Source organism: Brevundimonas sp. NIBR10, from assembly GCF_027912515.1.
Lineage (GTDB): Bacteria > Pseudomonadota > Alphaproteobacteria > Caulobacterales > Caulobacteraceae > Brevundimonas.
In genome coordinates this window covers 2,958,709-2,975,483 of the sequence record NZ_CP115464.1, presented here as the reverse complement: position 1 = coordinate 2,975,483, position 16,775 = coordinate 2,958,709, and the positions used below count along the sequence as shown (strand labels likewise).

Genomic DNA, 16,775 nt, shown 5'->3' with positions numbered 1-16,775 from the left:
ATCAGAGGTCTGAGGGAAAAGGGACGACAATGAAGCGGATGACGATTGTTTGCGCAGGCGCGCTGATGGCGGCGCTAGGCACCACCGGGGCCTTGGCCCAAACGGCGGGCTCCCAGCCCGCGGAACCTGAAGCGACCACTGTTGACGAGATCGTTGTGACGGCTGTGGCAGGTTCCAGCACGACCCTGCGCTCCAGCGTCTCGGTTACGACCCTCAGCGCCGAGACAGTAGAGGACTTGGCGCCGCGCTCCACCGCCGAAATCTTCCGCAGTATTCCGGGCATCCGCTCCGAATCGTCGGGCGGCGAGGGCAATGCCAATATCGCCGTGCGCGGCCTGCCCATCTCGACGGGCGGCGCCAAATTCCTGCAGATCCAGGAGGACGGCCTGCCGGTCCTGGAGTTCGGCGACATCGCCTTCGGCAACGCCGACATCTTCACCCGCTATGACGCGACCGTGGCGCGGGTCCAGGCGGTGCGCGGCGGTTCGGCTTCGACCTTCGCCTCCAACTCGCCGGGCGGCGTCATCAACCTGATCACTCAGACGGGCTCGCGCGACGGCGGCAGTTTCGCCCTGACCCGGGGGTTGGATTTCGACACCACGCGCGGCGACTTCCAGTTCGGCGGCCGCATCAGCGAAAGCATGTTCGGCTCGATCGGGGGCTTCTATCGCGCGGGCGAAGGCGCGCGTGACGCGGGCTATACCGGCGAAGAGGGCGGCCAGGTTCGCGCCTCGCTGACCCGCGAGTTCGAGGCCGGCTACGTCCGGCTCAGCGCCAAATATCTGAACGACCGCGCGATCGGCTATCTGCCGTCGCCGATCCGGGTGACGGGCACGAACAGCGACCCCAGCTGGGGTCCGCTGCCGGGCTATGACGCCTCCAGCCAGACCCTGCACTCGGCCCTGTTCCGCAATAGCCCGGGTCTCGACGGATCGAACGGCCCGCGCGTCTCCGACATCGTCGACGGCATGCACCCGGAAGTCCTTTCGGGCGGCCTGGAGGCCAGCTTCGACCTGGGTGCCGGCTGGACCCTGACCGACAAGTTCCGCATCGCCAGGGCCACGGGCGGGTTTGTCTCGCCCTTCACCGCCGGAACCGGAACGCCGAGCGCCATCGCCGCCGGCATCGGCGGCGCGGGCTCGGTGGCCCGCTATGCCAACGGCGCAAATGCGGGCCAAATCGTGCCCACGACCGCTAACGGCAACGGCCTGCTGGCCCAGATCGTCCTGTTCGACGTCGACATCAACGACTTCGGCAACATGGCCAACGACCTGAAGCTGGAACGCGAGTTCGCCGCCGGGACGGGCACGCTGAAGGCGACCTTCGGCTACTACCGCTCCAGCCAGCAGATCGACATGGACTGGCTCTGGAATTCATACCTGCTCGAGGTCAAGGGCGACAACGCCGCCCTGGTCGACGTCTTCAGCAGCGCCGGCGTGAAGCAGACGCAGAACGGTCTGGTCGGCTATGGCGCGACCTTCTTCGGCAACTGCTGCCGGCGGTCCTATGACGTCGGTTATGACATCGACGCCCCCTATGTGGCGCTGAGCTGGGAGGCCGGCCCGCTGATCATCGATGGCTCGCTGCGATACGATTCAGGGACCGCCAGCGGGACCTTCGCCGACGGCATCGTCGCCACCCGCGACATCTCCGGCGACGGGGTGATCCAGATTCCCGAGACCAAGGTCACGGTGATCGATTTCGCCAATACCAAGCCCGTCGACTACGACTGGAACTACGCCTCCTATTCGATCGGGGCCAACTATCAGGTCAGCGACGACATGGCCGTGTTCGGTCGCGCCAGCCGGGGCGGTCGCGCCAACGCCGACCGTTTGCTGTTCGGCCCGGCCATCCTGGCCAACGGAAACATCCGCAGCTCGGACGCCGCCGTCGACATGGTGGATCAGTACGAGGCGGGCGTCCGTTATCGCAGCGGCCCGGTGCAACTGTTCGCCACGGCCTTCCTGGCCAGGACCGAGGAAACCAATTTCGAGGCCACCAGTCAGACCTTCACCGACGCCGAGTACGAGGCCAAGGGGATCGAGGTCGAGGCCTTCTATCGCAACGGCGGGTTCGATTTTTCGGGTGGCGTGACCTGGACCAACGCGGAAATCACCGCCGATCGCCTGAACCCCGCCAACGTCGGCAACACGCCCCGGCGTCAGGCCGACTGGGTCTATCAGGCGACGGGATCCTATAGCTGGGGTGCCCTGCGGGTCGGGGCCAACGTCGTGGGCACGACCGATTCCTATGCCCAGTTCGACAACCAGCTGGTCCTGCCCGGCTATGTCATCGTCAATCCGTTCGCCAGCTATGACCTGACCGAGGACCTGTCGCTGTCGCTGAACGTCAACAACGTCTTCGACGAGTTCGCGGTCACCGAGAGCGAGGAAGGCTCGATTACGGCCGGGGCGGCCAATGTCCTGCGGGCGCGGACCCTGAACGGGCGCACGGCCAGCGTGACCCTGCGGTACACCTTCTAGCTTTCCTGAGCTGAACCCGCCGACCGTCAACCCTCCGACGGCACGGCTGATGCGACTCGCGGCCCGGTTTCGACCGGGCCGCTTTTTCTTTTTGACCCGCAAGTTGGGACGGCTCATTCAATGCCCATGTCGCTTACGAAGAAAACCGTCGGAAGCCTGGCCGATCTGGCGCGCCTGGCGGGGTTATCGACCTCGACGGTGTCGCGTGCCCTGGCCGGCAATCCTGCAATCCGTCGGGAGACGCGCGAGCGTATCGCCGCCCTGGCCCGCGAGTACGGCTATCGGCCCAATGTGGTGGGGCGCAATCTCAGGACAGGGCGGACTCAGGCCATCGCGGTCATCCTGCCGCTGGGTCACGACGTCGGACAGCCGGTGTCGGATCCGTTCTTCATCACCCTGCTGGGGCATCTGGCCGATGCCCTGACGGCGCGGGGCTATGATCTGCTGCTCTCGCGGGTCATTCCGTCGGGTGACGACTGGCTGGCCAACATGACCGACTCCGGCCGGGTCGATGGGGTTCTGATCATCGGCCAGTCGGACCAGATCGAAACCATCGAGGAGGTCGCGCAGCGCTATCCGCCGCTGGTGATCTGGGGCGCGAGTTTTCCCGGACGGGTCCAATGCACCGTCGGCACCGACAACCGCACAGGCGGAGAGATGGCGACCCTGCATCTGCTGAACGGTGGACGGCGACACCTGGCTTTCTTCGGCAATCCGGACTTCCCGGAACTGGGCGAGCGCTACGAGGGGTTCCTGTCGGCGCATCGCAAGGCGGGGGCGGCACCGCCGGAGCACCTGCTGGCCGTACACCTGACGCCCCAGACCGCCTATGAGACGATCGGCGAGTTCCTGGACGGCGGAGCGCGCGTGGACGGCATCGTCGCGGCGACCGACATCATCGCCATGGCCGCGATCCGTGCCCTGACCGAGCGGGGCCTGTCGGTGCCCGGCGACGTGGCCGTGGTCGGCTATGACGACTTGGAAATCGCCATCCATGCCGCCCCGGCCCTGACCACCATCCGTCAGGACATCGGCGCGGGCGCGATCGCCATGGTGGATCTGCTGATGCGGCGGCTCGCGGGCGAGGAGACGGACTCGGTCATCCTGCCCCCCGAACTGATCGTGCGTCAGTCGGCCTGAGGCGACATGGCGTGAATGGCGGAGATCGCGTCATTCGAGATCGCGAAATCGCGCGCTTCTAAACCCCGTACTGGCTGTCGTCGAACCGGGCCAGGCGCGCCTTGGCGGGGTCCAGGACCGCGTTGACCGCCAGCGCCCCGAACAGGATCGCCGCCAGGACCGTCGCCAGCACGAAGCCATAGATCGGCGCGCCGAAGATGTCGCTGACCGCGCCCATGGCGAGCGGCGCCAGGACCGCGCTGACGCAGGTGAAGAACAGGATCACCCCTGCGACCGCGCCGTGTTCCGCCTTGGCGAAACAGCTGATGCCCTTGGAGTTCAGGGTCGGATAGATCACCGACATGAACAGGCCCGACAGCGGCAGCAGCCACACCGCCGCGCCGCGTCCGCCGGCGATAGATCCGGCGAAACAGACCAGGATGGCCAGGCTGGCGACGACCAGCACCGTTGTCCAGCGGAACCGGCTCATCATCCAGGCGCCCAGGAACCGGCCCGCCGCCCTCAGCACGAAGAAGATCGACAGGGCATAGACCGCGACCCAGACGGCGGGCCCGTCGTATCCCAGCAGCAGGGTCGGCATCCAGACGTAGATGGCCGTCTCCACACCCACATACAGCATCGTACCCAGGCTGAAGGCCAGGGCGTAAGGGTCGCGCATCATGCGCACTGTTGACTTCAGGTCGGTTGGCGGCGCGGCGGTCCTCACCGCCGTCGGATAGCGCACCATCAACGCCGTCAGGATCAGGCCGACCGACAGCACGCCGGCGATCACATAAAGCCATTTCCACGAGGCTCCAGCGGCCAACAGGGCGGCGACGATGGCCGGGCCGATGATGGCTCCGACGCCGAAGAAGCCCTCGACCGTGTTCATGGTGGCGGTGTGCGACTTGGTCGAGGTCGAGATGTCGCCGATCAGCGCCAGGGCTGCCGTCTTGAACACCCCGATCGCCGCCCCCGAGACGAACAGCAGGACCAGGAAGAACTCGAACGACCGCCCCACCGCGAACAGGAAGGCCGCGCCCGCGAACAGGGCCAGTCCCAGGATGATGGCGGGCTTCCGCCCCATCCGGTCCGCCAGGAAGCCCAACATCAGCCCGGCCAAGGCTATCCCGCTCATGCTCGCATAGTGAAACGCGCCGCCTGCGGTCATGCCCAAGTCGAACTCGCGGATGACCTCCGGAATGATCACGCCGACCGAATCCGTGGTCATTGCGAACATCATGAACATCATGAACGTCAGCCCCTTGATGAGGCGGGTGTTCAGCGCCCGGTCAGGAGCGGTCGTGGTCTGGGTCACGGGCGTCGTCCTCCACGGACCCCCGGTCGGCCGCCGGTGCGGTCGCCGTCTTGCGGGGTCTCGATTGTTCAAAGATGTCGGCGGCCAGGGCGATCGCGCCCAGAACGCCCGATCGCTCGCCCAGGCCGGGCGGGACCAGATAGGCCGTCAGGGCCGCGGCATCGTCCAGGGCCGGCAGATAGCCTCCGAGCCGCTGCTTCAGGGCTGTGCGGACACGCTCCAGAAGGGCCGGATTGCCGCCGACCCCGCCGCCGATCACAATCCGCCGGGGCGCGGCCACGTAGGTGAGGGTCGCGACCAGTTGCGCCAGATAGTCGGCGATCAGGCTCCAGACCGGATCGTCCGCCGCGACCGTCTCGCCGGGCCGGCCCAGCCGGGCCGCCAGCGCCGGTCCGGACACCAGCCCTTCCAGACAATCGCCGTGGAAGGGACAGGCCCCTGTGAAGGGATCGCGCGCCGGATCGCGCGACACCGGGACATGGCCGGCCTCGGGGTGCATCAGGCCGTGCACGGGTCGACCGCCGCTGATGATCCCGACACCGACCCCAGTGCCGACCGTGACGTAGGCGTGGTCGATCAGGCCCCGTGACGCGCCCCACCGCCCCTCGGCCAGGGCGGCACCGGACACGTCGGTTTCCAAGGCGATGGGCACGCCGAAGCGGCGCAAGCGTCCGATCAGGTCCGCGCCGGTCCAGCCGGGCTTGGGCGTGGGCAGGATGTGGCCCCAGTCCCGGGCCTGGCGATCAAGGCGAACGGGTCCGAAGGTGGCGACGCCGATCGCGTCGAAGGGTTGCCGGCCGTGCTCTAGCGCCAGCAGGTCGGCCACGGCGGCCAATGTCTCGTCCGGCGTCGTGGTCGGGATTCGCACGGGCGCCGACAGGTCGTCCGGGCCCGAGCCGAAGGCCACCATCACCTTGGTGCCGCCCAGTTCGATGCCGGCGAAACGGCTCATGCCCGATCCGCCAGCCAGAGGATGTCGTAGGGCTCCAGCATGATCGACGGTCCGCTCTGGTCTCGGCCCGACACCAGATCGCGGCCTCCACCGGCCCACCCTGGCGGAAGATCGGCCGCCACGCCACGGGGCGACAGATTGGCCAGAACCAGCAGCCGACGCGACCCCTCCACCCGCTCGAACGCCAGCACGGCCTTCTCGGTCAGGGCGACCGGCCGGGCCGGCCCGTAAATGTCGAGCCCATCCAGCGACCGGGCCAGGTCGCCGAATCGCCGCAGCGCCGCGAAGGTCCGCCCCTGGACCCGGTCGGGGTCGTCACGCCCCTCCGCCACGCTCCAGTCCATGACCGGCCGGTGCAGCCACCGACCCTCGTCTCGACGGGCGGCGTCCTGGTCGAAGGCCTCGTCGTTCCCCAGCGCCACCTCGTCGCCCATATAGATCAGCGGCCATCCGTCCAGACCGTGGATGATCCCGTACAGCAGGGTCAATCGACGCGCGGCCAGGTCCTGATCGACGCCGTCGCGCCCGAGACCGACCAGAGCCGCTGCCATGCCGTTCGTAGAGGGCACGCCCCCCGGCGCGGTCTGGAAGGCCCGCCCGCCCGAGAAACCCCCGCCCGCATAGAAGTCGGACCAGCGTTTCAGGTCGCGGGGCTCCGCATAGGCCGCGAGCGCGTTCCAGATCAGGTCGTCGTGGCAGCGAACATAGTTGAGCCAGGCGGCGTGCGCCGGCCGCACCGACGCCGCCTCGATCAGGGTCCTGGCGATGCCCGCGTCCTCGTCGCCCAGCGCACCCCATAGGGCTGTCATCACCCCGTTGTTGTAGGCCAGGTCGCAGCCCGGCGACTGTTGGCCGAAGAACGGCAGGACGTCGTCGATGCTCTCGATCGCCTCGGCCAGCAGGACGATGCCCGGCGCCACGATCGACAGGGCCGCGCGCCAGGCCTCGACGATCCGGTAGGCCTCGGGCTGATTGCGGCACGAGGTCCCCTCGCGCTTCCAGAGGAAGGGCGCGCTGTCCAAGCGAAAGCCGTCGATCCCCTGATTGGCCAGGAACAGCAGCACGTCCAGCATCTCGATGAAGACGGCCGGATTGGCGTAGTTCAGGTCCCACTGGAAAGGGTAGAAGGTGGTCCAGACCCAGCCGCCCATCTCGGGCTCGTGGGTGAAGCTGCCCGGGGCGGTGTCGGGAAACACGTCGATCAGATGCTGTTCCCAGCCGGCGACCGCCGCCTCGGTTGGTTCGACCCGGTAGAAGTCGCGGCACGCGGGATCGCCGGCGCGGGCGGCGGCCGCCCAGGCGTGCTCGCGGGCGGTGTGATTGCACACCACGTCCAGCAACAGGCCCATACCCCGCTCATGAAGGGCTGTAGTCAGGGCGTTCAGGTCGTTCATGTGCCCCAGACGAGGCTCGATCTGGCGAAAGTCCGCGACCGCAAAGCCGCCGTCGCTATCGCCGGGTCGCGATCTGAGCAGCGGGAGCGGATGCAACCAGCGCACGCCGAGGCTCTGGAGATAGTCGAGCCTGTCGATCAGTCCTGCCAGATCCTGTGAAAATCGATCGACGTAGAAGGTGTAGACCACGTTGCCCGACAGAGAGGTCTCATTCGGCGGAACGGCTCTGGCCCGGTCCAACTCGACGAGTGCGGCAGGACGCGTTCGCAGTGCGGCGGCCAGGCGACTGGCGATGCGCGCCAGCACTGGTGTCCTTTCAGGGCCAGAGCCGTAGATGTCCTGAAATCGCGCCTCGAAGACCGACCATGACCGGTGATCGCGGACAGGATCTGAGACGACTACATCACGTGATCTATTCGACATGGACGCCAACCGCCTTCTGACTCAACCGACGGGGCGGACCCCTTCATCTACCTAAACGACGAATGCAATCGATTGCAATAGGGATTGTCGCGCAAGGAGCTATTTAGCGCCAATGAACTCATGACGCCGACGGACCCCATCGAAGCGGAAGTTGAAATGGCGGCGAGGCCTTGGCGTACGCCCTGCATTGAAGGTCGCGTGGATCGCTGGGAGCGTGAGCCGTGGTTGATGAGTTTCAAATCACAGCCCAGCTCGTGTGGGCCATAGGCCGCCAGCGCGTCACGCCAGCGAAGCCCGTTGCGATTGACGAAGGTGATCCCGCTCAGCACCTGGCGATTATTCACCCTGGGCTTGCCGTGGCTATTGGGGAAGCGCGTGCGCTACTGCGCCATCAGCCCGTCCGTCAGCCAATCAAGCTCGCTGATATCAGGTCTCCTCGCAGAGCCTGAGTCAGATCGAGCGCATCACATGAATGGGTCCGAGGCCTGGGAGGCGGTCGGTTTGGACCGACAGAACCCCTTCGGGGCACAGTGGATCGTGACGGATCAGTCGGCCCGGCGGGTCAGCTCTTCAGTACCGCACAGGGGTTGCCCGAAGGGGTCTGCCTCCGAACGGGAGCGAGGGCGCGACGCGTATCCTGGCGTCGCGCCCGTGATCGACGACTGTGCGGTGTCAGGTCGTCGGAAAGCCCCGAACCTTCAGCAGAGCCGACACATCGACGTCGCGGCCCCGGAACCGGCGATAGGCCTCGGCGCGGTCGGTCGTGTTGCCGGGGGCCAGGATGATCGACTTGAAGCGTCCCGCGATGTCCGGATTGAACACGTCGCCGGACTCTTCGAAATAGGCCCAGGTGTCGGCGTCCATTGTTTCCGACCACAGGTAGCTGTAGTAGCCGGCGGAGTAACCGTCGGACGTGAAGAGGTGATTGAACTGCGGCAGCCGGTGCCGCATCACGATCTCACGCGGCATGCCGAGACGATCCAGCGATGCTTTTTCAAAGGCGTCGATGTCGGTGGGCGCCATGGCTTGGGTATGCAGATCCATGTCCACGAGGGCCGAAGACAGATAGCTGACGGTCGCATAGCCCTGGTTGAAGGTGCCCGAGGCGTCGACCTTATCGACCAGCGACTGCGGCATCGGCTGGCCGGTCTCATGGTGTTTCATGAAGCCGTCCAGGATCGGGCGGCTGAGGACCCAGTGCTCATGAACCTGGGACGGATACTCGACGAAGTCGCGGGGCGTATTGCCGTACGACGGATAGGTCACGACCGAGCTGAGATAATGCAGGGCGTGGCCAAACTCGTGGAACAGGGTTTCGGCATCGTCGAGCGACAGCAGAACCGGCTGACCCGGCTCCGGCTTGGTGAAGTTGTTGTTGTTGGAAGCCAGAATCACCTTGGATCCCTCCAGCGTCGAGAAGGCCCGGTAGGTGGTCATCCAGGCCCCCGACCGCTTGCCGGGACGGGCATAGTCGTCGGTGTAATAGAGACCGATCAGGCGGCCCGTTGCCTTGTCGTGGACTTCGTAGGCGAAGACGTCCGGCTCGAACACCGGGACCGTGCCGGCGGGCAGCTTCTTGAACTGGAAGCCGTAGAGCCGCTCGGCCATGTAGAAAGATCCCGCCCGGACGGCGTTCAGCTCGAAATAGGGCTTCAGCTCGTTCTGATCGAGGTCGAACTTCTGTTTGCGGACCTTCTCGGCGAAGTAGAGGTAATCCCAGGGCTCGATGTCGAAGCCGGCGATCGCCTTCATGTCCGCGACCTCTTCGGCCACGCGCGCCTTGGCGGGAGCCCAGACGCGGTCCATCAGCGATTTGGCGGCGGCGGGGGTCCGGGCCATGGTGTCCTGCATGCGTAGTTCGGCGTGGTTGCGGTAACCCAGCAGCTTGGCTCGCTGGTCCCGCAGCGCCACGATCTCGGCGATGGTCGCATTGGTGTCGTTGGCGTCGCCGTTGTCGCCCCGATTGACGAATTTGCGCCAGACCTGCTCGCGCATCGCCCGATCGTCGGCGAAGGTCAGGAACGGATCGACACTCGACCGGGTGTTCATGATGATCCAGCCGGAAATCGACCTGGCTCGGGCGGCGGCTGCGGCCGCAGCCTTGTTTGAGGCCGGCAGGCCCGCCGTTCCGGCCTCGGTCGGGATCACCGTCCAGGCGTTCTCGTCGGCGACGACCTTCTGGCCGAAACGAGTGAAAGCGTTGGACAGGGCGGTATTGATGCGGCCCAGTTCCGCCTTGCCGGCTGCGTCCAGGTTCGCACCCGAACGGATGAAGGCGTCGCGCCGGCGTTCCGCCAGACGTTTCTGCTCGGGGTTCAGACCCGCCGCGTCGGCACCGTCCGCGACGGCCTTGATCCGCTGGAACAGTTTGGCGTTGAAAGTGATCTCGTCGCCGGCGGCCGACTGGATCGGAGACAGTTCGGTGTCGACGGCGTCATAGGCCTCGCCGCCGATGTTGGACGTCATCACGCCGTAGATGTTGTTGGCGCGATCCAGCGCCCCGCCCGCCAGCTCAAGCGCGACCAGAGTGTTGGCGAAGGTCGGGGGCTCGGGGTTGTCGGCGATGGCGGCGATGTCGGCGCGCTGGAGCTCGATGCCTTCCAGCACCGCCTCACGCAGCTTGGCCGGGGTGACCTTGTCCCAGGGCGGCACGCCGTCATAGGGGCCGGTCCAGGGTTGGAGCAACTCGGCGCGCGGCGACGTGCTCGGAAGGACCGCGCGCGCGATACGCGCTTCTTCGGCGACCCCGGCGGCGGATGCGCCGCCCTGGATCGAGGGTCCGGACGCGTCGGCCATGGTCGTGCAGCCGGTCAGGGCCATCAGGCTTGCGCCGCCGATGAGAAGGTTTCGCCGATGCATGGGGTACTCCGTGTCATGATCTTGTGATCCAGCCTTAGGCCCTGCGTCCGCCGGCGTCACCTGAACGCCATGCAATATTGGCGAGCTTTGGGCGGGTCACGGTGTCGGGCCGTAGGTCTGGGCCAGGAGTGGAGACGCGCGCATTGTCACACCGCTTTTCTGTGCTTCAACCAGAATCGCACCGCATGCGCGACGACGCCCGGATCCCTGTTCCGCTCGAGCCACCATAGTCCGGAAAGGACGAACAGGAGGCCGCAGAACCAGGGCCAAGGAGATCCGGGGGCATGAGAGGTGGAGTCAGGCGCGGTGCGGGCCGGCGTCAGGCTGGCCAGCGCCTCGGTGACCGATCGTCTGTTGGCCGCCTCCAAGGACGGCGCGTCTTCGATCGGATGGACATAGAATGGCGTCTCTCGGCGTTGGTCATCCTGGACGACGTGCCAGCCGGCCTGATTGGGCCAGTAGGCGGCGCAGGCGCGATCGCCTGCGGCCGGATCGATCCGCAAGCTGCGGACGCGGCCGTCCTGTCCCAGAACACGGGGTTGGCCGAGTAGATGGCACAAGGCGACACGCGTGCCAACACGGGCGACGCCGGAGAGTTCCGCCCGGCTGTCCTCGCCGGCGCGCCCGATCTGCGAGAAGAGCGCGCTCCACATCTCGCCATACTGGTCCGGGCGTCCGGTCAGGACGAGGGCATAGCTGTCGGTGACGGTCCAGACACCGACACGCCCGCGCCCCCTGGCACGCCAGCTGGCCAGAGCGACGCCATCGGCGTCGCGCAGCAGGGCGATGGCTTCAGAGCCCGTGATGGTCAGATCGCGACGGGCGAGCTCGGGCGATGCTTCGGCATCGTCCGTGGGTTCGACAGGGGCGGTGTCGTCGGGCGCGGCGGTCTGGGCTGTGGGGGCGAGACGCAGCGGGACGGCGTCGTCCCCGCCGCTGAGGTTCAGGCCGAGACCGGCCCAGTCGCGGCGGGTCGCCGCCGAAAGCGGACCGGTGGGGCGCAGGAGCAGGCCCATGCCGTTATTTACGGCCGCGGTCAGGGCGGCGCGCTGGCCACCGGCGAGGTTCTCCCAGCGACGGTCGTCGAGGATGACAAGGTCGAGTCTGTCGAGGGTCGCTGCGTTCAGCGCGATGGGCGCGTCACCGAGTTGGATGCCGCCGCCGATGTCGATGTCGAGGGTCAGCGCAATCCGGGATTCCTCGGCCCAGCGCTTCAGGTATTTGGTCTCGGCGCTCGGGGCACCGGCGAGGACCAGGACGCGAGGCGGGGTTGGGGCAAGGGTCTCGACCGGGACGGCGATCCGTTCGACGACGGCGCCGGATGCGTCCCGCAGGCGGAGATCGAACAGGGCCAGGCCGGGCGCGTGAACAGCGGCCATCAGGGCGAAACGTTGGCCGGAAGCGATGCGGGCGCGGTCGACGACGACGTCGGCGGGATCGACCAGTTCGAGGGTCCCGGCGGCCAGGGTCCCGACCTGTCCGCCGACGACGAAGGTGGCGCCGGGCGCAGTAGGCTCCGGCAGGGCGAGGTCGATCAGGCCACGTGGCAGAGGCGGAGCGGAGAATTCGACCGGGACGGGCAGGGGCGACTGGTCGCGCGGCGTCAGACCCTGGCCTATGATGCGGATGCGAGCGGGCGTCGGATAACGGCGCAGGGCCGTAGCGAGGTCGGGGACGCGGGTTGCGTCGGTTACAGGGCCGGCCTCGGGCAGGGCGATCAAAATGTCGCCAGGCTCGGCTGCGATGGTCGCGGGGGAACCGGCGGTGGCGACGATCATCGTGCCGGTCCGGATGGGGGACGCGGGAGGATGCAGGGTCAGCCAGAGCATTGCGCCAGCCAGGACCTGGAGCCCGATCAGGGTCATCAGACGCCAGCGAGCGGCACGAGCGGGCCCCGCGGAGCGCTGCCACAGGATCAGGCGGACGATGCCGAGGACGACGGCCGCCAGAATGACGAGGGCGGTCCAGAAAGCGGGGCTGGCGAGGCTCATCGCAGGCCGTCCAGATAGCGCTGGCCCCGGGCACCGGGAGCCCCGCGACGGCCGGGCGCGGGCACCGGACGCTCCAGGGCGGTCCACAGCAGGGCGCGCAGACGGCGGCGGCAGTCCAGGCAGGCCGGCTCGTTGCGGACGGTGTCGATGGCGGCACGTAGCGACAGAGGATCGGCCAACCGAGCACCGTTCGCGCGCACCCAGCGATCGAGCGCGCCCAAGGCCAGAGGCCGCGACGTCGAACCAGGCCGCTCCTCCAGCGCGCGCCAGGCGTCGGCGGCGACGGCGTCGGGGGGGGGGCGTTCGGGTGGTTCAGGATCGTCGGCGACGATGTCCTCGCGCTTTCCGGTCAGGCGGCGCGAGAAATCTACCGGCGGAATGTCGGCACCGACGCGAGGCAGGAAGATGCGGGTCGCGCGCTGGGCCTCCTTCAGCAGTTCGAGCGCCGAGTTGGCGTGAGGCAGCGCGGCCTCGGGGCGGCCCTGGCGCAGCTCCCGCTCCGAGGCCCACATGGCGTCCAGCGCGCGGGCCAGGGCCGACCGGGTCTGAGGCTGGAACAGTGTCGCGACGTCGCGGTCGTCGTGGGCATGGCCGAACTGGTGCAGCACGTCGACCTCTTCGCCCATGCTGCCGGCGGCCGGTTCGTCGGCGTGGTCCTCGCCTTCGTGATCGTCATGGTGTTCCTCAGGGCGGGTCCGGGGCGCGGGCGCGTCGGCGGTCGGCAGGGCGGGCGCCGCCGGGGCGTCCGCAGTGGGCAGGATGATGCCACCGCCCGATCCGCCACCTTCGGCCTCCTCGCCCATGAACTGGCCATAGCGGAGGCGCAGCGCGGCCTGTTCCTCGCCGATGACGTTGGAGGCGTCGGTGAAGGGGTCGCCCGTCAGGGTGCGTCGGCGCGCGATCAGGGCCTCGGCATTGATGATGATCTGGCGCTGGCTGGCGAAATAGGCGGGCATGACGCGCATGGCCATGCCATCCAGGCCCTCGGCCATGGCGAGATTGGCGGGCCAGCGCAGGATGACGCTGGGGCCCTCGACTGTGTGCCGCTCGGGGCTGCGGTTGTCGGTGACGACCAGCTGGACGATCAGGTCGCTGCCCGCCGCCATGCCTTCGCGGGCAAGATCGAGCGTGGTCGAGAAGCGCAGTTGCTTGGCCGTGCCCTGTCCGCGCAGGGGCATGGAGCGCTGTTTAAAGGTGATGTTCTCGCCGTCGCCTTGAGTGACAGTGATGCGCAGGGTGGCGGTCTCGATGACGCCGTAGTCGTCGCTGGCTTCGAACACCGGGGTCCAGGCGCGCTGGCCGGGGGTCAGCTGGATCAACTGGCTCTGTGGATCGACGAGGCGGACGACGGGCTCGGCGTCTGCGACGGCGTCGAGACGGTTCAGTCGCTGTTGCGTTAGTCCCGGGGCGGTAATGCGGTACAGCATGGACCTGTCCACGATCCGGGCACCGCTCCAGCGCTGGCCGTCGCGGATCAGGGAAACCGGGGTGTTCTCGGGGAAGTCGAGCCCGGCCATGGACGGCTGGGGCGAGAAGTCGATCAGCCAGTCGACGCGGGCCCCCTCGGGCACACGGGCGTCCAGCGCGGTCTGCTCTCGGACGGGCAGGCCGGTGTAGGCGGGCGGCGTGATGCGCAGGCGAGCGCCGGTCAGCATGGGCGCTGCGGCACCGACGGCGGAGCGGGCGGGTGCGGCGGTGGGAACCTCGGTGCCGTTCGTGGCGGGCCAGAGCAGGATGGCGGCGACCATGATGACGGCGGTGCCCCAGGCGATCAGGATGGGCTGCCGGGACCAGCCGGGGCGCAAATCAACGGTAGCGGCCTCGGGCACGCGACCTTCGAGGCGGTCGCGTTGCAGGGCGGCGAGACCGGCGAGCGTGGCGGGATCGCGGAACAACAGCGAGGCGCTGTCCTCGAAGCGGGGAATGCGGGCATCCAGTTCGCCGATCAGCCAGCGCCGGTCAAAGCGCCGGGAGCGCCAGACGGCGACGGCGGCGAGGCCGATGATGCCAAGGACGGCGACGGCGGCGGCACCAGCCGCGCCGGACAGTCGCCAGCCCAGAGCCGCGACGACGAGGACGGCGGGCAAGCCAAGAGCAACCGTGTCGAGACCAGCACGGGCGCGGGCGGCGCTCTGATGCTTCAGCAGTACTGGGACGGCGGTCACGGCGCGGCCGCCCGAGCTCGGCGGGTCGCAAGCCAGCGCTCTGCGGCGAAGATGATGGCGATCAGCAGGGCCAGCCACGGGCGCAGGTCGAGCGGCGGCTGGTCGTAGGGGGCGGCGCCGCTGAGGGGCGCGTGGTCGACGGCGGCGACGCGGGCGGGCGCGGGGCGGGGGTCGAGCATGGTCTGGAGGGCGTCGGGGAAATCGGGCTCGACCAGTTGCGGGATGGCGGCGGCCTCAAGCACGCGGGTCAGTCGAATGACGCGGCCGCGACCCAGGCGACCGGCGACGGCCAGCGGTTCGCCCGCCGTGCCGCGCCAGACGGGGATGGTCTCGCCCTCTACGGAAATGCGGGCCTCGAGCGCCGCCAGGATAACCCCACCGCCGCGGACCCAGGCCTCGACGGGCTCCGGGACCGGACCGGATGCGAGCCAGATCAGGTGGCGCGAGTTACCCGGCACGGCGCGCCCGATCGCGGCGGCGTCGAAGGCGGGTTCGGCGTTCACCGGGGTCCAGGCCGTGGCGGCGGCGCGGAAATAGCGGACGGCATCCTCGGCTTCCGGCGCGTAACGGACGGACAGCCCGAGCGGGTCCGGAGCGGTGACGCGGCGGACGGGGGCCTCGGCACCGACCGTCCAGTCGACGCGGCGGACGGGGGCCTCGGCACCGACCGTCCAGTCGACGCGGCGGGACAGTTTCGGCCGTTCGGCATCGACGGCCTCGAGGGTCGCGGGGACGACCACCTTGACCGGCGCGTCGGCCGGCAGTTCCGCGTCGAGCTGGCGGAGGCTGATGATGTCATCGGACGCTGGCGGGGCGAGGGTGCCGTGCTCGGGGAACCCGGGAGCGAGCCAGACGACGTGGTCGCCCTTGTCCGTGGCGGCGGCGACGGTTTCGGTATCCGCGCCGGGCGCGACGGCGACGACGGGCCTGGTGTCGACGGCGTTCCGCAGAACAGGCGCGGCCAGCCAGAGAGTTATCATCGCCAGCAGCAGGAGTCGTGCGGCGAGCAGGAAGCGCTCGTCGATCATCAGACTGCGGCGGGGCTTTGGCGCGGCGTCGAGCCAGCGCAGGGCGGCAAAGTCCACGGTCCGGCTCTCGGTCCGGCGTGCGATATGGATGACGACCGGGATCGCCAGGGTCAGCAGGGCCGCCAAGCCTGCGGGGAGGAGCAGGGCCGGGCTCATCGACCGGGCGCGCGGAACAGGGTGCGGATGGGCGTGTCCGCGCTCTCGTCGATGAAGTGTTCGACGTGGCGGATGCCTCGTGTTTCCAGGCGGGCGGCGAGCGCGGCGCTGGCGGCGGCGAAGCGAGTGAGGTAGTCGGCGCGCAGGGAACGGCCGTCGCCGATCAGCTCGGTGCCCGTTTCCGGATCATGGAATCGGTAGCCCTGGTCGAAGGGGAAGTCGCGTTCGTCGCCGGTCAGGATTTGGATCAGGCAGATGTCGCGGCCCGATGCGGCGAGCCGTTCGGCGGTCGCGATACAGCCGTCGTCGAAGCCGTCGGTCAGAATCACGATGATGTCGCGCGCGCCCATCTGCTCGCCGAAGACGCCGACGTCGCGGGTCCAGTCGGCGACGCCCGATGCTTCCAGCGGAGCCAGGGTCAGAAGAACCCGGTCGCGATGGCGGCCGCCGGCGTGGGGCGTCAAGACCATGGGGCCTTCCGCGCGTTCCACCACGACGCCGAACCGGTCGTTTTGATACAGGGCGATCTCGATCAGGCTCGTCGTCAGTCGTCGAGCGGCGTCGAAACGGGACCAGTCGGGGCGGGCGAGATCGGCCTGGGCCATCGAGGCACTGGCGTCCAGGACGATCCAGATGGCGACCGGACTTTCACGCTCGGCGTCGCGGACGAAGAAGCGGTCGGACCGCGCGTAGAGCTTCCAGTCGATGGCGCGCAGATCGTCGCCCCGCTCATAGGCCCGGTACTGGGCGAACTCGAGCCCGCCGCCCTTGTTGCGGCTGTCGTGCATGCCTGCGCTCGCCAGCACCGCCGCGCGACGCGGGACGATGGACAGACGACGAAGGCGACTACGCAACTCCGGGGGCAGGTCGAGCGGAGACATGCCGTG

At 68.3% G+C, this 16,775-nt stretch carries 10 protein-coding genes and 1 pseudogene; 2 read left to right on the top strand and 9 right to left on the bottom strand.

The annotated features are described in order from the left end of the window. Nucleotides 1–155: 155 nt before the first annotated feature. Entirely contained in the window at nt 156–2,483 is a 2,328-nt protein-coding gene (locus O5K39_RS14615; protein ID WP_271144341.1) for a TonB-dependent receptor, read from the top strand. 120 nt (nt 2,484–2,603) lie between these two features. Continuing rightward, on the top strand, nt 2,604–3,623 hold the full coding sequence (locus tag O5K39_RS14610) for a LacI family DNA-binding transcriptional regulator (RefSeq protein WP_271144340.1): 1,020 nt from the start codon (nt 2,604–2,606) through the stop codon (nt 3,621–3,623). A gap of 58 nt (nt 3,624–3,681) precedes the next feature. Here the strand turns inward: O5K39_RS14610 and O5K39_RS14605 are convergent, their stop codons facing one another. The 9 genes and pseudogenes from O5K39_RS14605 to O5K39_RS14565 all read right to left on the bottom strand — a co-directional run bounded on the left by O5K39_RS14605 (nt 3,682) and on the right by O5K39_RS14565 (nt 16,769). Continuing rightward, complete coding sequence (locus tag O5K39_RS14605; RefSeq protein WP_271147167.1) at nt 3,682–4,854, bottom strand: MFS transporter; 1,173 nt, start codon at nt 4,852–4,854, stop codon at nt 3,682–3,684. 40 nt (nt 4,855–4,894) lie between these two features. After that, nucleotides 4,895–5,872: an ROK family protein gene (locus O5K39_RS14600; protein WP_271144339.1), complete on the bottom strand. Its 978-nt coding sequence runs from the start codon at nt 5,870–5,872 to the stop codon at nt 4,895–4,897. Then, a complete protein-coding gene (locus tag O5K39_RS14595) occupies nt 5,869–7,572 on the bottom strand; it encodes an alpha-amylase family glycosyl hydrolase (RefSeq protein WP_348637110.1) in 1,704 nt (567 codons plus the stop codon). Before O5K39_RS14595 ends, O5K39_RS14600 begins: the two co-directional genes overlap by 4 nt. Nucleotides 7,573–7,946: 374 nt before the next feature. After that, nucleotides 7,947–8,114, bottom strand: a pseudogene (locus O5K39_RS14590) (IS5/IS1182 family transposase); the annotation flags it as partial. Nucleotides 8,115–8,361: 247 nt separating this feature from the next. Next, nucleotides 8,362–10,548, bottom strand: a complete 2,187-nt coding sequence (locus tag O5K39_RS14585) for a M3 family metallopeptidase (protein WP_271144337.1) — start codon at nt 10,546–10,548, stop codon at nt 8,362–8,364. 146 nt (nt 10,549–10,694) lie between these two features. Then, complete coding sequence (locus O5K39_RS14580) at nt 10,695–12,539, bottom strand: hypothetical protein (RefSeq protein ID WP_271144336.1); 1,845 nt, start codon at nt 12,537–12,539, stop codon at nt 10,695–10,697. Continuing rightward, on the bottom strand, nt 12,536–14,704 hold the full coding sequence (locus tag O5K39_RS14575) for a DUF4175 family protein (RefSeq protein ID WP_271144335.1): 2,169 nt from the start codon (nt 14,702–14,704) through the stop codon (nt 12,536–12,538). Before O5K39_RS14575 ends, O5K39_RS14580 begins: the two co-directional genes overlap by 4 nt. Continuing rightward, a complete protein-coding gene (locus tag O5K39_RS14570; protein WP_271144334.1) occupies nt 14,701–15,888 on the bottom strand; it encodes a BatA domain-containing protein in 1,188 nt (395 codons plus the stop codon). The genes O5K39_RS14575 and O5K39_RS14570 overlap by 4 nt, the downstream gene beginning before the upstream one ends. Beyond that, on the bottom strand, nt 15,885–16,769 hold the full coding sequence (locus O5K39_RS14565; protein ID WP_271144333.1) for a DUF58 domain-containing protein: 885 nt from the start codon (nt 16,767–16,769) through the stop codon (nt 15,885–15,887). The genes O5K39_RS14570 and O5K39_RS14565 overlap by 4 nt, the downstream gene beginning before the upstream one ends. Nucleotides 16,770–16,775 lie beyond the last annotated feature (6 nt).